The 18,476-nt window shown below is 71.2% G+C and carries 17 protein-coding genes; 7 read left to right on the top strand and 10 right to left on the bottom strand.

From position 1 onward, the window contains the following. Positions 1 to 240: 240 nt before the first annotated feature. On the bottom strand, positions 241 to 987 hold the full coding sequence (locus tag OG574_RS38225; RefSeq protein ID WP_326778753.1) for a L,D-transpeptidase family protein: 747 nt from the start codon (positions 985 to 987) through the stop codon (positions 241 to 243). Between the two features lie 187 nt (positions 988 to 1,174). Between OG574_RS38225 and OG574_RS38220 the strand changes: the two genes are divergently transcribed. Both OG574_RS38220 and OG574_RS38215 read left to right on the top strand, forming a co-directional pair. Next, a complete protein-coding gene (locus OG574_RS38220; RefSeq protein ID WP_326776928.1) occupies positions 1,175 to 3,055 on the top strand; it encodes an ABC transporter ATP-binding protein in 1,881 nt (626 codons plus the stop codon). After that, positions 3,052 to 4,842, top strand: a complete 1,791-nt coding sequence (locus OG574_RS38215) for an ABC transporter ATP-binding protein (protein ID WP_326776927.1) — start codon at positions 3,052 to 3,054, stop codon at positions 4,840 to 4,842. The genes OG574_RS38220 and OG574_RS38215 overlap by 4 nt, the downstream gene beginning before the upstream one ends. 93 nt (positions 4,843 to 4,935) lie before the next feature. Here the strand turns inward: OG574_RS38215 and OG574_RS38210 are convergent, their stop codons facing one another. Beyond that, entirely contained in the window at positions 4,936 to 5,730 is a 795-nt protein-coding gene (locus OG574_RS38210; RefSeq protein WP_326776926.1) for a metal-dependent hydrolase, read from the bottom strand. A gap of 157 nt (positions 5,731 to 5,887) precedes the next feature. Here OG574_RS38210 and OG574_RS38205 point away from each other — a divergent pair, with 157 nt between their 5' ends. The 3 genes from OG574_RS38205 to OG574_RS38195 all read left to right on the top strand — a co-directional run bounded on the left by OG574_RS38205 (position 5,888) and on the right by OG574_RS38195 (position 9,841). Continuing rightward, the gene (locus OG574_RS38205) at positions 5,888 to 8,401 is read left to right on the top strand and encodes a DEAD/DEAH box helicase (protein WP_326776925.1); all 2,514 of its coding nucleotides are present in this window, start codon (positions 5,888 to 5,890) and stop codon (positions 8,399 to 8,401) included. Between the two features lie 67 nt (positions 8,402 to 8,468). Then, positions 8,469 to 9,341, top strand: a complete 873-nt coding sequence (locus OG574_RS38200; RefSeq protein ID WP_100598436.1) for an acyl-CoA thioesterase — start codon at positions 8,469 to 8,471, stop codon at positions 9,339 to 9,341. Beyond that, positions 9,338 to 9,841, top strand: a complete 504-nt coding sequence (locus tag OG574_RS38195; RefSeq protein WP_326776924.1) for a tetratricopeptide repeat protein — start codon at positions 9,338 to 9,340, stop codon at positions 9,839 to 9,841. Before OG574_RS38200 ends, OG574_RS38195 begins: the two co-directional genes overlap by 4 nt. Positions 9,842 to 9,878: 37 nt before the next feature. On the opposite strand, the gene OG574_RS38190 is transcribed toward OG574_RS38195, so the two are convergent. Continuing rightward, positions 9,879 to 10,820 (bottom strand): DUF6397 family protein, encoded by a 942-nt coding sequence (locus OG574_RS38190; RefSeq protein WP_326776923.1) that lies wholly within the window; start codon positions 10,818 to 10,820, stop codon positions 9,879 to 9,881. 110 nt (positions 10,821 to 10,930) lie between these two features. Further along, on the bottom strand, positions 10,931 to 11,329 hold the full coding sequence (locus OG574_RS38185) for a roadblock/LC7 domain-containing protein (protein WP_326776922.1): 399 nt from the start codon (positions 11,327 to 11,329) through the stop codon (positions 10,931 to 10,933). A gap of 96 nt (positions 11,330 to 11,425) precedes the next feature. Between OG574_RS38185 and OG574_RS38180 the strand changes: the two genes are divergently transcribed. Continuing rightward, positions 11,426 to 11,854 (top strand): PPOX class F420-dependent oxidoreductase, encoded by a 429-nt coding sequence (locus OG574_RS38180; protein WP_100598440.1) that lies wholly within the window; start codon positions 11,426 to 11,428, stop codon positions 11,852 to 11,854. 12 nt (positions 11,855 to 11,866) lie between these two features. Here the strand turns inward: OG574_RS38180 and OG574_RS38175 are convergent, their stop codons facing one another. From OG574_RS38175 to OG574_RS38155, 5 genes are read right to left on the bottom strand one after another with little or no spacing between them, the layout of a single operon-like run. Beyond that, complete coding sequence (locus OG574_RS38175; protein WP_326776921.1) at positions 11,867 to 12,490, bottom strand: GTP-binding protein; 624 nt, start codon at positions 12,488 to 12,490, stop codon at positions 11,867 to 11,869. Then, positions 12,471 to 12,902 carry a DUF742 domain-containing protein gene (locus OG574_RS38170; protein ID WP_326776920.1) on the bottom strand — a complete coding sequence of 144 codons (432 nt, stop codon included), beginning with the start codon at positions 12,900 to 12,902 and terminating at the stop codon, positions 12,471 to 12,473. Before OG574_RS38170 ends, OG574_RS38175 begins: the two co-directional genes overlap by 20 nt. Before the next feature lie 16 nt (positions 12,903 to 12,918). Next, the gene (locus tag OG574_RS38165) at positions 12,919 to 13,356 is read right to left on the bottom strand and encodes a roadblock/LC7 domain-containing protein (protein WP_100598443.1); all 438 of its coding nucleotides are present in this window, start codon (positions 13,354 to 13,356) and stop codon (positions 12,919 to 12,921) included. Continuing rightward, positions 13,353 to 15,893, bottom strand: coding sequence for a sensor histidine kinase (locus tag OG574_RS38160; RefSeq protein ID WP_326776919.1), 2,541 nt, complete (start codon positions 15,891 to 15,893; stop codon positions 13,353 to 13,355). Before OG574_RS38160 ends, OG574_RS38165 begins: the two co-directional genes overlap by 4 nt. Positions 15,894 to 15,949: 56 nt before the next feature. Further along, positions 15,950 to 16,723, bottom strand: a complete 774-nt coding sequence (locus OG574_RS38155) for an MHYT domain-containing protein (RefSeq protein WP_326776918.1) — start codon at positions 16,721 to 16,723, stop codon at positions 15,950 to 15,952. A gap of 227 nt (positions 16,724 to 16,950) precedes the next feature. Here OG574_RS38155 and OG574_RS38150 point away from each other — a divergent pair, with 227 nt between their 5' ends. Beyond that, a complete protein-coding gene (locus OG574_RS38150) occupies positions 16,951 to 17,550 on the top strand; it encodes a class I SAM-dependent methyltransferase (protein WP_326776917.1) in 600 nt (199 codons plus the stop codon). A gap of 36 nt (positions 17,551 to 17,586) precedes the next feature. Here the strand turns inward: OG574_RS38150 and OG574_RS38145 are convergent, their stop codons facing one another. Next, positions 17,587 to 18,354, bottom strand: coding sequence for an alpha/beta fold hydrolase (locus OG574_RS38145; RefSeq protein WP_326778752.1), 768 nt, complete (start codon positions 18,352 to 18,354; stop codon positions 17,587 to 17,589). Positions 18,355 to 18,476: the final 122 nt, after the last annotated feature.

The raw sequence follows: 18,476 nt of genomic DNA, 5'->3' as shown, positions 1-18,476 counted from the left end.
GGTGGGACGGCTGTCGGCGGAGGCCTCGGCGGGGCGGGCTTCGGCGGAGGCCTCGACGGGACGGGCTTCGGCGGATGCCGCGGGGGCCTGTCCGGCGAGGGCAGCGGCCGCGAGGGTCACCGCGGCCAGCATGGACATGACGCGTCTTCTCATGAGGGGTGTTGTACGGGGCGGACGCGACGCCCGCAACAGCCCCCTCCCCCATGCCAGGTCAGGCCGGCGCCGGTGCCTGGTGTCGCGTCAGCTCTTCAGTGACGCCTTGTCGCCCATCACCACGACCGGGTGCTGCTTCGGGTCGATTGTGCGCAACAGGTACTCCATGCCGGACTTCGACAGGCTCACGCACGCCGACGTGCCGCTGCCGTGGTCCATGTGGAGCCAGATGCTGCCGCCCTTGGTCTGCCCCTCGGGCCGGGTCGGGTCGTTCGGCGCGGTGCCCTTCACTCGGTTGTAGTCGATGGCGATGACGTAGTCGAAGTCGTGCCAGTGCGACTTGGCCCAGTAGTGCGGGGCCTGGAACGACGCGGCCTGCGTGTACGGCAGCTTCGCGCCCGGGTCGGCGAGCACCCCGCCCGCGTCGGTGAGGGTGAACACCCCTATGGGGCTGCGCTTGTCGCCCTCGCGGTGGTCGGCGGTCCAGCCCTTCTTGCCGTTGTGCGCGGGCCAGCTGTGCGTCTTGTCCCAGGTGGAACCGGACTTCGTGTAGAGCACGACGGTCGAGTCACCGGAGTTCTTGCCGTCGCCGTAGACCGCGATGACCTGTCCCGCATTCTGCGGGATCTTTGACTGGAGCTGGTCACCGACGTCGGGAATGCGTGTGAGGTCGACGGCGGGGCGGTCCTCCTGCCGAGTGCCGGCCGAGCCCGGCCCGGCCTTGCGCCCGGTCCCGTCGCCCCCGCTCGAACCACCGCAAGCGGACAGGGTCATGAGAAGGACGCTGCAGGCCGCCGCAGCGACCGCCGTTCGAACCGCACCCGCGTTACGCATACGGTCCATGGTCGCACCACGCACCAGGTGACCCCGACCGGCCCTGCCCCGGGCGTCGAACGCGGGCCGAAACTTTGCCCCACGGCGGAAAACCGTTTGCCTCCAGTGCCTGAATCCCGCGAACCTTGCACGGTTTGTTCCGTCCGTACCCCCGACTTCGCTCTCCCCTTCCGAGCCCTGGGACGTCATGCAGATCCACGATCTTCCGTATCCCGACCCGGGCCTGCCTGATGCCCGCTCCGGCCCCCGTTTCCTGCTCTGGCTCGGCCGGAACCAGCTCGGCGGCCAGCTCAAGTCCCTCTCCTGGGGACTCCTGCACTTCCTGTCCGTCGCCTCCCTTCCCTACGGTGTCGGCTTCGCCGTGCAGGCCGTGGTCGACGGCTCCGGCTCTCGGCTCGCTCTCGCGGGCGGGCTGATCCTGCTCCTCGGCGCCTCGCTCGCCCTCGGCGACACGATGCTGCACCGGACGGCGGTCACCAACTGGATCACCGCGGCGGCCCGGGTGCAGCAGCTCCTCGCCCGCAGGACCGCGGCACTGGGCGCCGCGCTGACCCGGCGGGTCGCCGCCGGTGAGGTCGTCGCCGTCTCCACGGGCGACGTCGAGAAGATCGGCTGGTTCGTCGAGGCGCTCTCGCGCTTCGCCGCCGCCGCGCTCACCGTCGTCGTGGTCTGCGTCGGGCTCGTCCTCTACCAACCGGCGCTCGGCATCGTCGTCGCGATCGGCATGCCGGTCCTCGCGCTCGCCGTCCTGCCGCTCCTCCCCCGCGCCACCCGCCGTGCCGACCAGCAGCGCGAGAAGGCGGGCCGCGCCACGGAACTCGCTTCGGACACCGTCGCGGGGCTGCGGGTCCTGCGCGGCATCGGCGGCGAGGAGTTGTTCCTCGACCGCTACCGCCGCGCTTCGCAGGAGGTCCGCACGGCCGCCGTCCGCAGCGCCCGCATGTGGTCCCTGATCTCCGCGGTCCAGGTACTGCTGCCGGGCCTGCTGCTGATCGCGGTCGTCTGGTACGGCATCGAGCTGGCCCGCCAGGGCCGGATCACCGTCGGTGAACTCGTCACCGTGTACAGCGCCGTGATGATCCTCAACTACCCGCTGCGGCACTTCGAGGAGATCGCCATGGCGTACTCCTTCTCGCGCCCCTCGGCCCAGCGCGCGGCACGCGTCCTCTCCATCGAACGGGTCACGGAGCCGGGCGGACTCCGCACCGCCGAGGCACCGGCCGGAGACCTGTACGACCCGGTGACGGGGCTGCTGGCCCCCGAGGGCCTGTTCACCGCAGTGGTGTGCGGCGACCCGGATCTCGCGGGCCGGCTCGCGGACCGGCTTGGGGGACACCCCACGGACGCGGACAGCGGGACCGGTTCGGATCCGAGTTCGGATCCGGGCTCCCTGCCCTCCGTGCTGCTCGGCGGGGTGCCGCTCGACGAGCTGCCCCTGGACACGGCCCGCACCGCCGTCCTCGTCCAGGACAAGGACCCCGTGCTGCTGTCCGGCACGCTCGCCGAACTGCTCGATGTCCCCTCCTCGGGATCCGTACGCCCCGAGGCGGCTCTGGCCGCGGCGCAGTGCGCCGACGTACTGGACGCGCTCTCGCAGGCGTCGCTGGACGACGACCCGATGAACGCGCGGATCACCGAGCGCGGCCGTTCCCTCTCCGGAGGCCAGCGGCAGCGGCTCGCTCTTGCGCGGTCCCTGGTCACCGACCCGGAGGCACTGGTCCTCGACGAGCCGACGTCCGCCGTCGACTCCCACACCGAGGCCAGGATCGCCGACGGCCTGCGGGCGCTGCGCAGTGGGCGTACGACCGTGGTGCTCACCTCGTCCCCGCTGCTGCTCGATCGTGCCGATCGGGTCGTCCTGGTCCACGAGGGCACGGTCGCGGCGGTCGGTGAGCACCGGGAGCTGGTGCTCACCGAGCCCCGGTACCGGGCCGTCGTGACCCGCGAGACCGACGAAGAGGCGGCGTCGGCGGCCCTGTCCCAGAACGGCGGCACCCCTCTGCGCGGCGAACCCGGCATCGGCGACCCCGGCATCGCAGAACTCACCGAGATCGAGGAGACGGCATGATCGGCCTGGCGCCACCGGCCTACGACCCGGCGGCCCCGACCACGGCGAACACGCTGCCCGTCGGTGCCCCGGCGACCGTACGGTCCTACGTCCGCGAGCTGTACCAGCGGCACCGGCGAGCGTTTCTGCTGCTCATCGGCGTGAACACGATCGCCGTCGTGGCGTCGATGGTCGGCCCCTACCTGCTCGGCGCCCTGGTCCAGGACGTCTCGGACGGCACGGACCGGCTGCGCGTGGAGCATCTGGGCAGCACCATCACCGTGTTCGTCGTCGCGCTCGTCGTCCAGGCCGTGTTCGTACGGCAGGTGCGGCTGCGGGGCGCGATGCTCGGCGAGCGGATGCTGGCGGACCTGCGTGAGGACTTCCTCGTGCGCGCGGTGGGTCTGCCGCCCGGCGTGCTCGAACGGGCCGGCACCGGTGACCTCCTCTCGCGCATCACCACCGACATCGACCGGCTGGCCAACGCGATGCGCGAGGCCGTTCCCCAGCTGTCCATCGGCGTCGTGTGGGTGGGGCTGCTCCTCGGCGGTCTCGCCGTGACCGCTCCGCCACTGGCACCGGCGGTCCTCGTCGCGGTACCGCTGCTCGTCGTCGGCTGCCGCTGGTACTTCAAGCGGGCCCCGTCCGCATACCGCTCGGAGGCCGCCGGCTACGCCGCGGTGGCCGCGGCCCTCGCGGAGACCGTCGACGCCGGGCGCACCATCGAGGCGCACCGGCTCGGCGCCCGCCGCGTGGGGATGTCCGACCAGCGGGTCAAGGAGTGGACGGCGTGGGAGCGCTACACGCTCTATCTGCGGTCGGTGTTCTTCCCGGTCATCAACGCCACGCACGTGACAGTCCTGTGCGCGGTGCTCCTGATCGGCGGAGTCTTCGTACTTCAGGGCTGGATCGGCGTCGGGCAGCTGACCACGGGCGCGCTGATCGCCCAGATGCTGGTCGACCCGCTGGGCCTGATCCTGCGCTGGTACGACGAGCTCCAGGTCGCCCAGGTGTCGCTGGCCCGGCTCGTGGGGGTCCGGGACATCGAGCCTGACGCAGGCGACGCCACGGTGGCGCCGGACGGACGGCACGTGCAGGCCGACGACGTTCACTTCGGGTACCGGGCGGGCGTCGACGTGCTGCGCGAGGTGTCGCTCGACGTGCGGCCGGGGACGCGGCTCGCCCTGGTCGGGCCGTCCGGAGCGGGCAAGTCCACGCTCGGCCGGCTCCTCGCCGGGATCTACGCGCCGCGGGCCGGCCAGGTCACGTTGGGGGGCGCCGAGCTCTCCCGGATGCCCGCCGAGCGCGTGCGCTCGCACGTGGCGCTGGTCAACCAGGAGCACCACGTATTCGTCGGCTCCCTGCGCGACAATCTGCGGCTGGCCCGCACCGGGGCCGAGGACGGCGAGCTGTGGGCGGCCCTTGGCGCGGTCGACGCGGACGGCTGGGCGCGGGCGCTCGACGGGGGCCTCGACACCGAGGTCGGCTCGGGCGCGGTGGCCCTGACCCCGGCACAGGCCCAGCAGATCGCCCTGGCCCGCCTGGTCCTCGCCGATCCGCACACCCTGGTCCTGGACGAGGCGACCTCGCTGCTCGATCCCCGGGCGGCCAGGAACCTGGAGCGTTCGCTCGGCAGGGTCCTGGACGGCCGCACGGTCGTCGCCATCGCCCACCGGCTGCACACCGCGCACGACGCGGATGTGATCGCCGTGGTCGAGGAGGGGCGGATCAGGGAGCTCGGCAGCCATGACCAGCTGGTCGCGGCCGACGGCGCGTACGCGGCACTGTGGCGGTCCTGGCACGGGTGACCGCATGCGGGGCAAGGGAGCAAGGGGTGTCCGGCGGATCAGGCGCGACTGCGGCCATGACCCGTCGGACACCCTCTACGGGCGCGCGACGGCTCAGATGACGTTGAGCGCGGCCGCGCACCCCACTCCGCCGAGCAGCATGAACACCGGCATCAGCACCTTGAGCTCGACCCAGCTGCCCGCTCGGAAGCGCATCATCTTGGGCGGGCCGATCGGGTACCAGCGCTTGCGGCCGATGGGGATGGGCCACAGGACCGGGCAGCCGGAGACCGTGAGCGCGTCCCCGATGTCGTGCACGAGGGCGCCCAGGACGATGGGCAGGCCCAGCCACAGGTACTCCTGGCCGGGCTGCGTGAACAGCCAGTCCGACCCGTTGCCCGGCTTGTCGAGGACTCCGGCGAGGATCCAGGCGCTGGTCCCGGCGAGCAGCCACACCAGGACATCGCTGCTGGAGCCGCGTGCCGCCCGCCACAGCAGGCCCTCGATGGCCAGCACCATGTGGACGAAGAGGAGGGCGAGGACCGCCCAGCGCCCGCCGAATATCGCCGCGGCGGAGGCGCCGGCGCCGATGAGGACCGCCCACAGCCAGGTGTGCGTGAGGGTGCGGTGTCCGCCGGAACGGCGCGGGTCGCCCTTCATACGGGTCGCCTTGTAGACCGCGTACGACAGCTTGTCGACGATCTCGCACAGGCCGCGCGACACCGGGCCGAAGGCCCGCGAGATGGTGGCCGCCTTGTGGTCCAGGTCGGGGGCGAGGGCCGCGCCCGCGCAGATCAGTGCCCCGACGAGCACGACGGGCCAGGGCATGGGGTGTCCGGTCGCGGCCGCGGCCGCGCCCACCCCCAGCCAGGCCGCTGCTCCTGACAGCGAGTGTGCCGGTCCCATCATGGCTGCGTTCCGCCCCATTCCACTTGTGTCGGTGCCCAGTTGTCCCCACCCGGGCCACCACGTCCTGACGCTCCGTCGGCGCCACAGCGTACCTTTCGTGATCTTCGTGCAGGCAACCGATTGCCGGATCGGGTCGGAAGGCAGGCAAGATGGGGGCGTGACCCTTATCGATCAGCTGCCGCAGACCGCCGACCCCGACGCCCTCTACGAGGCTTTCGAGTCGTGGGCTGTGGAGCGCGGGATCACCCTCTATCCCCACCAGGAGGAGGCGCTGATCGAGGTGGTGTCGGGGGCGAACGTGATCGTCTCGACGCCCACGGGATCCGGCAAGAGCATGATCGCCGCCGGTGCCCACTTCGCGGCCCTCGCACGGGACGAGGTCACCTTCTACACGGCACCGATCAAGGCGCTGGTCTCCGAGAAGTTCTTCGAGCTGTGCAAGCTCTTCGGCACGGAGAACGTCGGCATGCTCACGGGTGATGCGTCGGTCAACGCCGACGCCCCCGTGATCTGCTGCACCGCCGAGATCCTCGCGTCCATCGCGCTGCGCGACGGGGCGCGGGCCGATATCGGCCAGGTCGTGATGGACGAGTTCCACTTCTACGCGGAGGGCGACCGCGGCTGGGCCTGGCAGATTCCCCTGCTCGAACTCCCCCAGGCGCAGTTCATCCTGATGTCGGCGACGCTCGGCGACGTCGCCATGTTCGAGAAGGACCTGACGCGGCGGACCGGCCGCCCCACGTCCGTGGTCAGCTCCGCGACGCGTCCGGTTCCCCTTTCCTACGAGTACCGGCTCACGCCGCTCACGGAGACGCTGACCGAGCTGCTCGACACCCGGCAGGCCCCGGTCTACATCGTGCACTTCACACAGGCGCAGGCCGTCGAGCGGGCGCAGGCACTCATGAGCATCAACATGTGCACGCGCGAGGAGAAGGAGAAGATCGCCGACCTGATCGGCAACTTCCGCTTCACCACCAAGTTCGGCCGCAATCTGTCGCGCTACGTGCGGCACGGGATCGGCGTGCACCACGCGGGCATGCTGCCCAAGTACCGGCGCCTGGTGGAGAAGCTCGCGCAGGCGGGCCTCTTGAAGGTCATCTGCGGCACGGACACGCTGGGCGTGGGGGTCAACGTGCCCATCCGTACCGTCCTGTTCACCGCTCTGACGAAGTACGACGGAACGCGGGTGCGGACCCTGCGCGCGCGGGAGTTCCACCAGATCGCGGGCCGGGCCGGGCGGGCCGGCTTCGACACGGCGGGCCTCGTCGTGGCGCAGGCGCCCGAGCACGTCATCGAGAACGAGAAGGCGCTCACGAAGGCGGGAGACGACCCGAAGAAGCGCCGCAAGGTGGTCCGCAAGAAGGCCCCCGAGGGCTTCGTCGGCTGGACTGAGAACACCTTCGAGAAACTGATCGGCTCGGCTCCGGAGCCGCTGACGTCCCGCTTCCGGGTGACGCACATGATGCTGCTCGCGGTCATTGCCCGCCCCGGCAACGCCTTCGCCGCCATGCGCCACCTCCTCGAGGACAACCACGAGCCACGCAAGCAGCAGCTGCGGCACATCCGCCGCGCGATCGCCATCTACCGCTCGCTCCTCGACGGCGGCATCGTCGAGAAGCTCGACGAGCCCGACTCCACGGGCCGGATCGTCCGGCTGACGGTCGATCTCCAGCAGGACTTCGCGCTCAACCAGCCGCTGTCGACGTTCGCCCTCGCCTCGTTCGACCTGCTCGACCCGGACTCGCCGTCGTACGCGCTCGACATGGTGTCCGTCGTGGAGTCGACGCTCGACGACCCGCGCCAGATCCTCGCCGCCCAGCAGAACAAGGCGCGCGGTGAGGCTGTTGCGGCGATGAAGTCCGACGGCGTCGAGTACGAGGACCGCATGGAGCGGCTCCAGGACATCACGTACCCGAAGCCCCTGGAGGAGCTGCTCTTCCACGCGTACGACGTGTACCGCAGGAGCCACCCGTGGGTGGGTGACCACCCGCTGTCGCCGAAGTCCGTGATCCGCGACATGTACGAACGGGCCATGACCTTCACGGAGTTCGTGTCCTTCTACGAGCTCGCCCGCACCGAGGGCATCGTCCTGCGGTACCTCGCCGGCGCGTACAAGACCCTTGAGCACACGGTCCCCGACGACCTCAAGTCCGAGGACCTCGAAGACCTGATCGCCTGGCTGGGCGAGATGGTCCGCCAGGTCGACTCCAGCCTCCTCGACGAGTGGGAGCAGCTCGCCAACCCCGAGGTCATGACGGCCGAGGAGGCCCAGGAGAAGGCCGACCAGGTCAAGCCGGTCACGGCGAACGCGCGCGCGTTCCGTGTGCTCGTCCGCAACGCCATGTTCCGCCGGGTCGAGCTGGCCGCCCTCGACAACGTCGACGAACTGGGCGAGCTGGACGCCGACGCGGGCTGGGACGCGGACGCCTGGGGCGAGGCCATGGACAAGTACTGGGACGAGTACGAAGATCTCGGCACCGGTCCCGACGCCCGCGGGCCGAAACTGCTGCAGATCGAGGAGAACGCCGCCCACGGCCTGTGGCGGGTGCGCCAGACGTTCGCCGATCCGAATGGCGATCACGACTGGGGCATCAGCGCCGAGGTCGACCTCGAGGCGTCCGACGCGGAGGGCCGTGCGGTCGTCCGCGTCACGGATGTCGGCCAGCTGTAGGTCCTGACCCGGTCGCGCACCCCGGACGCAGCGCCCGGAGCGCGGTGCAGAGATGAGAGAACAACGCATGACGAACCCAGCTGAGCGGCTCGTCGACCTGCTCGACCTGGAGCAGATCGAGGTCAACATCTTCCGGGGCCGCAGCCCGCAGGAGTCCCTGCAGCGGGTCTTCGGCGGCCAGGTGGCCGGCCAGGCGCTCGTCGCCGCGGGCCGCACCACTGAGGGCGACCGGCCCGTGCACTCGCTGCACGCGTACTTCCTGCGTCCGGGCCGCCCCGGTGTGCCCATCGTGTACCAGGTCGAACGGGTCCGCGACGGCCGGTCGTTCACGACGCGCCGCGTCACCGCCGTGCAGCAGGGCCGCACGATCTTCAATCTGACCGCCTCCTTCCACAAGCCCGAGGACGGGAGCTTCGAGCACCAGCTGCCGCCGGCGCGCGAGGTTCCCGATCCGGAGTCCCTGCCGACGATCGCCGACGAGGTGAGTGCTCATCTGGGCACGCTGCCCGACGCGTTGGAGCTCATGGCGCGTCGCCAGCCCTTCGACATCCGGTATGTGGACCGGCTGCGCTGGTCCCCGGAGGACATCGAGAGCGCCGAGCCGCGCAGCGCGGTGTGGATGCGCGCGGTCGGGCCCCTCGGCGACGACCCGCTCGTGCACACCTGCGCGCTCACGTACGCGAGCGACATGACCCTCCTCGATGCCGTGCGCATCCCCGTGGAGCCGCTGTGGGGGCAGCGCGGTTTCGACATGGCTTCGCTCGACCACGCCATGTGGTTCCACCGTCCCTTCCGCGCCGACGAGTGGTTCCTGTACGACCAGGAATCCCCGATCGCGACGGGCGGCCGTGGTCTGGCCCGCGGCCGGATCTACGACGCCGACGGACATCTCCTCGTGTCCGTGGTGCAAGAGGGCCTCTTCCGGAAGCTCGGGGAGTGACCGGAGCCGACGACCGGGACGCGTCGCTCGCGCGGGCCGTGCGGCTGCGCGAGGACGGCCTGCGCGAAGAGGCCCGCGAGCGGCTCGTCGCGCTGTCCACCCGGTTCCCCGACGACGCCGAGATCGCGTACCAGACAGCCTGGGTCCACGACACGCTCGGACTCGAGGCCGACGCCGTCCCCTACTACGCACGGGCACTCGCCGGCTCGGGCCTGAGCCCGGACGACCGGCGTGGCGCGCTGCTCGGTCTGGGCAGCACGTACCGCGCTCTTGGCCGCTACCCCGAGGCGGTCGCCACACTGAGCAGCGGCACCACCGATTTCCCCGAGGACAAGGCCCTCAAGACGTTCCTGGCCATGTCCCTGTACAACGTGGGACGCGCGCACGACGGGATGCGGCTGCTGCTGACCGTCCTCGCGGAGACGAGCGGCGACCCGGACCTGATCGCGTACCGGCCGGCCATCGAGCACTACGCCAAGGATCTCGACGCCGTCGAATAGGCCCACGCTTGCGAACTGCCGCCGCCACGGGACCGGTTCAGGCTCCTCTGCGGCGGAGCCAGCCGAGCAATCCGCGCGACGGGCGGAGTGGCTCGGTGTCGGGCGGACTCTGCTCGCCCGTAGCCTTTGACGGTTCCGCCAGCACCACATCCGGCGCCGGAGGGACCACCGCGGGGAAGTCCGCACTCGGTCGCGGCGCGGGTCGCAGGCCGCGCGCCTCCGCCAGGCTGAGGAGCAGGCTCGCCCTGAGCCAGCTGATCTCGTGCGGATCGTCCGCCGTCATGATCCGCTCGGCGATGCGTGCCGACAGCGAGTCGGGCGCCCCGTGTCCGGTCGACTCGGGCCGCAGTTTGCTCAGATATCCGCGCTCGTAAGGGCACTTGACGAGTTCCAGGACCGTCACCGGGTCGAGGAGGGACGCGACCGCTGCGGCGCGCTCCCATGCGTCGTCGCTCTGCCCGAGCAGGTGGCCCGCGTGCCGCGACCGCCAGTTGCGGGGCCGCAGGTCGATCCCCGCGTCGAGGCGGGCGCGGATACGGTCGGGTGCGCGTCCCGTCATCAGCGGTGCGTTGACCTCGGCCGCCGCGAACTCCCTCAGCTCCTCGGCGAGATAGAGCCAGACCACGGCTCGGTACCGGTTCAGGTAGAAGCGGACCGGCGTCAGCATCCCCGCGCGGGCGAGCCGGGTGAACCTGGCCGTGGTGATGTCCATGAGGCCCGCGCCTTCCGTGGTCCCCACGGCCCGGACCTGCTCCCGCAGCGAATCCGGGAAGCCCGCGGTGTCACGCACCCGCTCGATCTCCTCGCGGGCCACGCGGCGGCGCCCGCCGGCGTCGGCCGGTACGGTGCGGACGCGCCCGAGTCGTACCGCCAGCTCGAACTCGCCTCGCTTCAGCCCCAGTTCGCGAGCCGCCCTGCTCTGTGCGAGCGAGGCGGCGGGTACCCGCGTGGCCGGTGTCGTGATGGTGTTGCCACCCATGTCTGATCTCCCCCGTGAGTCGTGATCGCTCCCGGGAAAAACCGTAGCCCGAAACCCGCCCGCGCCGCTGATCCTGTGGATAACTCCGAACGGCTCGGCGTTTGCGCAGGTCAAGAACCTTCTGCTCGACGGGCTCCCACGCCGAGGTGCTCGCCTACCCGATTGACGAGCAGCGTCATCTCGTACGCGACCTGGCCGATGTCGGCCTCGGCCGAGCTGAGGACGCACAGGCAGCTGCCGTCGCCGGCCGCCGTCACGAAAAGCACGGCGTCGTCGAACTCGATCATCGTCTGCCGGACCCCGCCCGCACCGAAGTGCCGCCCAGATCCCTTGGCCAGGCTGTGCAGACCGGACGACACGGCAGCCAGATGCTCGGCGTCCTCCCGCCTGAGCTCGCTGCTCGCCCCGGTGACCAGACCGTCGTTGGACAGAACGAGAGCGTGGCGCACATGTTCGACACGCTCCGTCAGGTCGTCCAGCAGCCAGCCGAGCCCTTCGTTGTCCGCCATGATCCCGTCTCCCCCATTCCCGATCGCTCCCCTACCCGGAGGATCTGTTTCGCCAGCCTTCCCCACGGTCGGCGTCTCGGCAAGCAGGATGACCCCATGGCACACAAGATGACCGATGAGGAATGGCGGGCGTTCGTCTCCGAGGGCACCCGTACCGCCAAGCTGTCCACCGTGCGGCCCGACGGCAGCCCGCACATCGCGCCCGTCTGGTTCGTACTCGACGGCGAGAACGTCCTGTTCAACACCGGCAAGGACACCGTGAAGGGGCGCAACCTCGCTCGGGACAACCGAGTGGCCCTGTGCGTGGACGACGATCGGCCGCCGTTCTCCTTCGCGGTGATCGAGGGCCGCGCCGAACTCGTGGAGGACCTGGGGCAGGTGCGGGACTCGGCCGCACGGATCGGCGGGCGTTACATGGGCGAGGACCGCGCCCAGGAGTTCGGCGAGCGCAACGGCGTGCCCGGCGAGCTCCTGGTGCGCGTACGGATCGAGAAGGTCGTGGCCCTGGCGGGGCTCACCGACTGACGACGTCGCACGTCAGCTCACGGAGTCGAGAAGCCGGGCGGTGTGCATCCGCCCGGCGTACTCGACGAGCCGGATCAGCACCTCCTTTCCCGAGTCGCGGTCGCGGGCGTCGCACAGCACGACGGGTGTCCCGCGGTCGAGGTCGAGGGCGCGAGACACCTCGCGGGCACCGTAAGCACGCGCGTTCGTGAAGCAGTTGACCGCCACGACGAACGGGATGCGCCGGTGCTCGAAGTAGTCCACGGCGGGGAAGCTGTCCTCGAGCCGTCGGGTGTCCGCCAGGACGACGGCGCCCAGCGCGCCCTGTGACAGCTCGTCCCAGAGGAACCAGAAACGGTCCTGCCCGGGCGTGCCGAACAGATAGAGCGAGAGGCCGGACCGGATGGTGATGCGGCCGAAGTCCATGGCGACGGTCGTCGTGGTCTTGCGCTCCACCGCTCCGGTGTCGTCCACGTTCTGGCCGAGTTCGCTGAGCAGTTCCTCGGTGCGCAGGGGCCGGATCTCGCTGACGGCGCCGACCAGGGTGGTCTTGCCCACCCCGAATCCGCCCGCGACCAGGATCTTCAGAGCCAGGGCGGAGTTGTCGGCGTGGTCGGCGTGGTCGGCGTTCGTCTCTTCAGAGTGCTCGGAGGCCATCGATGACTTCCCTCAAGATCTTTTCGTCGGGTAGCTGTGCGGGCGGCACGGGCCGGCTGACCTTGACGCAGCCCATGTCGAGCAGGTCGCCCAGGAGCACCCTGACCACCCCTACGGGGAGGTCGGTGCCCGCGGCGAGTTCGGCGACCGACTGCGTCTCGGTGCGGCACAGCTCGATGAGCGCCCTGTGCTCGGGGCCGAGCGCCGTGTCGTCGTCCTTGCCGGGCGCGGCGTCGTCGAGCTTGACGAGTGCGATCAGGTCGAAGCGCACCCCTCTGGGCCCGGACGACGTGCGCCCGCCGGTCATCGCGTACGGGCGGACCAGGGGCCCGGCCTCGTTGTCGTACCACTGGCTGCCCGACCGGTCGGGGCTGCCCCGTCCCTGGTCGTCCCTGTGCCCGTGATCGTTCATCGTCGTGGCCGTCCGGTCATCCGGCGGCGGGCGGGTGCGCGGCGAACCGCGGTGGGGTGTAGAGGTGTTCGCCGACCCGCTTGACCATGCGGGCCATCTCGTACGCGACGAGGCCGATGTCGGCGTCGGCCGTGCTGAGGACGGCGAGGCAGGAACCGTCGCCAGCGGCCGCGACGAAGAGAAATCCGTCGTCCATCTCGACCATGGTCTGGCGGACGCCGCCCGCTCCGAAGTGCCGGCCCGCCCCCTTGGCGAGACTGTGGAAGCCGGAGGCGACGGCGGCCAGGTGTTCGGCGTCCTCGCGGCCGAGAGCGCTCGACGCGCCGACTGCGAGTCCGTCGTTGGACAGGACGACCGCGTGCCTCAGCTCGGCCACGCGCTGCACCAGGTCGTCGAGGAGCCAGTCGAGTTCTCCGGACCGGGGCGCGGCGTCCATGGTCGGGTCCTGGATCATGTGGGATCTCCTTCGGTGCTGTCGCTGCGGGGCACGGGTCCTGAGCCGGCTCCTGGTGGGCGGCCGCCGCCCCGGACCCAGCCGTCACGGAACGCCGCCATGCGCTGCCGCGCCTCTTCGGGCGTCCGTGCGTCGGATTCCGGTCGCTGTGCGGCGCCGTTCTGCTCCTCGGGCCGCTCGCGCAGCTGGGGCGCGAGGCTCGCCTGCCGCACCCGCTTGGGCAGTCCGTCCGGTGATTCGTCGTCGGTGTTGTCTGCGTTGTTCGCGGGCTGCCTGTGCAGGCGCAGGGCGGTGACGCCCGGGGGCGTTGGGGTGTCGTGAGCCGTGTCGGTGTCCGGCACAGCGTGTACGGCGGCGGCGATGGCGGGGCGTGGCCCCTGGGCGGGCACGGAGTTGCCGTTCATGTGAAGTGCTTCCGGGTCGGGCACGCGCGCGTAGTGGTGCTCCATCGCGTGTTCCTGGGTGGTGTCCGCCCGTTCCGGGGTTCCGGCGTGCAGCAGGGGTGTGGGCAGCAGGACGACGGTGGTGGTGCCGCCATAGGGCGAGGTGCGCAGGTGCACCTTGATGCCGTGGCGGTGAGCGAGCCGGCTGACCACGAAGAGCCCGAGCCGGTCACTGTCGAACAGGTCGAGCGCTTCGGAATGGGCGATGCGGTTGTTGGCCTCTGCGAGGGTCTCCTTGCCCATGCCTAGGCCGCGGTCCTCGATCTCCAGGGCGTAGCCGTTTCCGACGGGTTCGCCGCTGACCCGCACCTTGGTGTGCGGTGGGGAGAACTGGGCGGCGTTCTCGACGAGTTCGGCCAGGAGGTGGGTGAGGTCGGCGACCGCGGCGCCCTGTACGGAGGCGGCGGGCAGTTGCCGTACCTCCACGCGCGCGTAGTCCTCGACTTCGGAGACGGCCGCGCGGACCACATTGGTCAGCGAGACGGGAGTGCGCCAGGCGCGGCCCGGGGCGGCTCCGGAGAGGATGATCAGGCTTTCCGCGTGGCGCCGCATGCGGGTCGTGAGGTGGTCGAGGCGGAAGAGGTCGCTGAGTTCGTTCGGGTCCTCGGCCCTGCGCTCCATGGTGTCGAGGAGGCCGAGCTGGCGGTGGACGAGGACCTGGCTGCGGCGGGCGAGGTTGACGAAGACACCGGAGATCCCGCTGGCGAGTTCCGCGCGTTCGGCGGCGGCGCGCAGGGCCGCCCTGTGCACGGTGCCGAGTGCCTCGGCGACCTGTCCGGTCTCGTCCTCGGCGGGAGGGCCTTCCGGCGCTTCCGCACGGACGTCGATCTCCTCGCCGGCGCGCAGTTTCCGCATGGCGTGCGGGAGTTTGCGCCGGGCGATCTCCAGCGCGGTGTTGCGCAGGCTGATCAGTTCGATGACCAGGCCTCGGCCGATGCGTACGGAGATCACGAGCGAGGCGGCGACGGCCAGCAGGCCGAAGAGGACGGCGGCGCCCGCGGGCGTGAGCAGTCCGCGGGTGAACGGATCCGCCCGGACCGCGGCCGTGCGCGCCGCGTCCGCCTCGATCGAGCGGAAGCGGTTCTGCACGGTCGTGTGCGCACTGTCCCAGGTGAGTGCGGGCGCCGCGTCGAGCGCCGCGCGACCGGGGCGAGCGGCGATCGCTTTGTCCTCGACGGCGCGTACGTCGCCGTACGCCCTCCCCTCCACGAGGTTGCGCCAGGCGGTCCGTTGCGGTGCCGGGAGATCGGCGACGGCCGCTTCGGCGAGGGTCCTCCGCGTATCGACCGCTCCCGTGAACAGCCGCAGCCGTGCGCCGTCCAGCGAGCCCGCGAGCCGTGCGGCGGTGAGCAGGGAGTCCTCGCGGGCGAGCATCTCGCCGGACCGAGAGAACTCGAGCAGCACGCGCGCGTCGGAGCCGAGCCGGTCGTCCTGGATCCCGGTCACCGCTCCGTTGACGGCGAACGCCGAGTCGATCGTCTTCGTGTACTGCTCGTACGTCCCCTCCCAGCCGGTCCGCCGGCCGAGCACCGCGCTGCGCACGGAGCGCAGCTTGTCGGCGCCGGAGACGAACACCGAGAGGCGCTCACCGACCAGGGCGGGCAGATCGGCGCCGTCCGCGACGGTGTTGCCGTCGCCGAGGCGGAGCTTCGCCACGGCCTTGTCGGTCGCCGAGGTGCGCGTCCTGAGGGCGTCACCGCGGTCGGCCGCGGGCTTGGCGGAGTACGCGACGGCCGCGGTGCGTTCGGCCTGGAGCGCGGCGACCGCGTCGGCGACCGGGCCGCGAACCGTCGAGTCGACTCGCTGCAACTGCCGCATACGGGCGACGTCCTGGGCGGTGGTGACTGTCGCGTACGCCCACAGAGCCAGCAGGGAGACGACGGGCACCATCAGAAGGCACACGATCTTGGCGCGGACGGTACGGGGCCGCAGCCCTCGGCCGCCCGCGCGCGTGGGAGGCACGACAGGAGCGGACGGGCCGTCCGCTGTGTGGTGCTCTTCCGCGGGCGGTCCGGCGTGCGCGCGCCGTCCGCGCGCCGGGGGCGCGGGCTTGGGCGGCGCGCCGTTGATGGGGGTCCTACGGGGTGTACGCATGGCCTCCTCGCTCGTGGTGCGCTCGTGGTGCGAAGGGTGACGGCTCCGGTCCGCTGTCAGCGGGCGACGCTCTCGACGGGCCGCTGGGCCGACGCGGAGGCCTCGCGCTCCCCCGTGGTGGGGGACAGCGCGACGAACGCGGAGGTCAGGAACAGGTAGGACCCGAGGCCGACGGCGAGGGGGAAGATGAACTGCATGGCCGTGGCCCCGGGCAGGGCCGCTGCGGAGGACGCGACCTTCACGCTCACCGCCATCATTCCGGTGTAGTGCATGCTGGTCACCGCGCCTCCCATGACGAGGGAGGCGACCGCGACAGCGGCGGGCGACTTGATGTTGAGCCCCGCCCAGAGGGCTGCCGTCGCGGCGACGACGGCAATGGCGACGGAGAGCCCCACGAGCAGCGGGTCGTAGCGCACCTGGCCGTGCAGGCGCAGCGCCGCCATGCCCAGGTAGTGCATGCTCGCGACGCCGAGCCCCGTGGTGAGCCCGCCGAGGGCGAGGGCCCGGTTGCGGTCGCGGCCGTAGCCGACGGCGAAGACGCCGACGCCCACGACGGCCACGGCGACGACCAGGCTGACGACGGTGAGCGGCACGTTGTAGCGGATCTCCGTACCGGTGACGCCGAAGCCGAGCATCGCCACGAAGTGCATCGTCCAGATGCCGGTGCCGATCGCGGACGCCGCCGTGATCAGCCAGTTGCGCCGCGAACGGCCGGTGGCGCCAAGGGCGCGGACGGTGCAGCGCAGACCGAGCGCGGCGCCGATGGAGGCCATCACGTATGACAGCACGGGGGTAAGCCAGCCGAAGGTGGCGTGGTCCAGGTGTCCCATGGCTCCGGGACGCTAGACCTCTCGGAGGCGCGCAACAGGGGCGCATTTCGAAAGGTGCTGGAATATGACAGAGAGACGCACCTGAACGATCGCGTCAGGCTCGAACATGTGCACCGTCCGCGCATGCGGCGGTTTCGGTTCGCATCGGTTCTCATCGGTCGCATGCGGAGTTTTCGATCACCCACACGCGCCTGCGCCCCCGCCCCCACGCGAGAGATCATGGAGTCATGAGCGACGACCATACGCACGTACAGGAGTTCTTCTCGGCCCGCGCGGCCCACTGGGACACACGGTTCCCCGACGACGGTCCGCGCTTCGAGGCGGCCGTCGCCGAACTGGGGCTCCGCGCGGGCGACCGGGTCCTCGACGCGGGATGCGGCACAGGGCGCGCCCTGCCGGCGCTCAGGGACGCCGTGGGGCCTTCGGGAGCCGTACTCGGCGTCGACCTGACGCCCGCGATGCTGGAGGCCGCCGTGCGGGCGGGACGAGATCGCGCCGGCTCCCTGATGCTCGCCGACGTGACGCGCCTGCCGGTACGGTCCGAGTCGCTCGACGCCGTCTTCGGCTCCGGCCTTGTCGCGCACCTGCCCCAACCCCAGGAAAATCTGCTCGAGTTGGCGAGGGTGGTGCGCCCGGGCGGACTCCTCGCACTGTTCCACCCCATCGGGCGGGCGGCACTGGCCGCCCGGCAGGGCCGCGAACTCACCCCGGACGACCTGCGCGCCGAACCGAACCTCCGCTCACTGCTTGCCGGTTCGGGCTGGCAGATGACGTCGTACGTGGATGAGGACGACCGTTTCCTCGCGTTGGCGGAGCGCCGGGCCTGACGCCGTAGGGGCGTTGCCCCCGTCCCCCATGCCGGGCTACGCGATGGCGTGGTCGCCCGCGACCGCCGCCGCGAAGGCCTCCGCGTTGTCGAACATGACGTTGTGCCCGGCGTCGGGCACGGTGCGCACGCGCACGCCCGCGGCCTCGAGGCCCGCGCGGTCCGCGAGTTCACCGCTGCGCGCGCCCTGCAGATACAGGCGGTCGATGTCCAGGTCCATGAGCATCCGCCGCATGATGGGGCGGGTGCCGCGGGCGAGCCCGACAGCGGTGCGGTGCAGGGCGAGGGGGTCCGCGAGGCGCATGGTGGCGGCCCACAGGGGGCCTATCTTGGCGAGCACGCGCGCGTGGCCGCCGCCCGTGACGTACTCATCCTCCCCGTAAGAGGCGATTCCGCTGCTGCCCTCCACGCGGGGAGGATACGGATCGAGGTTGGCCTCGGTGAGCACGAGCCGCGACACGAGGTCGGGGCGCCGGTGGGCGAGGACGATCGCCACGGCGCCGCCCATGCTGTGCGCGACGAGCTCGGCGCCGGACGCGCCGGATGCGTCGAGAGCGGCCGCCAGGGCGTCGGCGTGATCGTCCAGCGAGTACCCGAAGTCGGCGGGCCGGTCACTGATGCCGTGCCCCGGCAGGTCGACGAACAGCGAACGACGGCCCGCGAGTTCGGGCCTGCCGGCTATGTGCGCGTGGTAGACGGTCGAGGCGGACCCCAACCCATGGACGTACACCCGCGACGCCCCGTCCCCATCGGCCTCGACCCAGCGGATGTGGCTCTCCTGCGAGTCGAACCGGGCCTGCTTCATCATGCGCCCCCACTCCCTCTCCCCAGCAACCGCACAGCCCCGCCCTTACGGGGCACTCCGCAGAGCATACATCGGCACCGATGTATTGCCAGACCGATGTACACCGAACCCGGAGGGAGTGC

Source organism: Streptomyces sp. NBC_01445, from assembly GCF_035918235.1.
GTDB lineage: Bacteria > Actinomycetota > Actinomycetes > Streptomycetales > Streptomycetaceae > Streptomyces.
The sequence above is the reverse complement of the archived record's forward strand: the minus strand, read 5'-3'. Positions and strand labels throughout refer to the sequence as shown.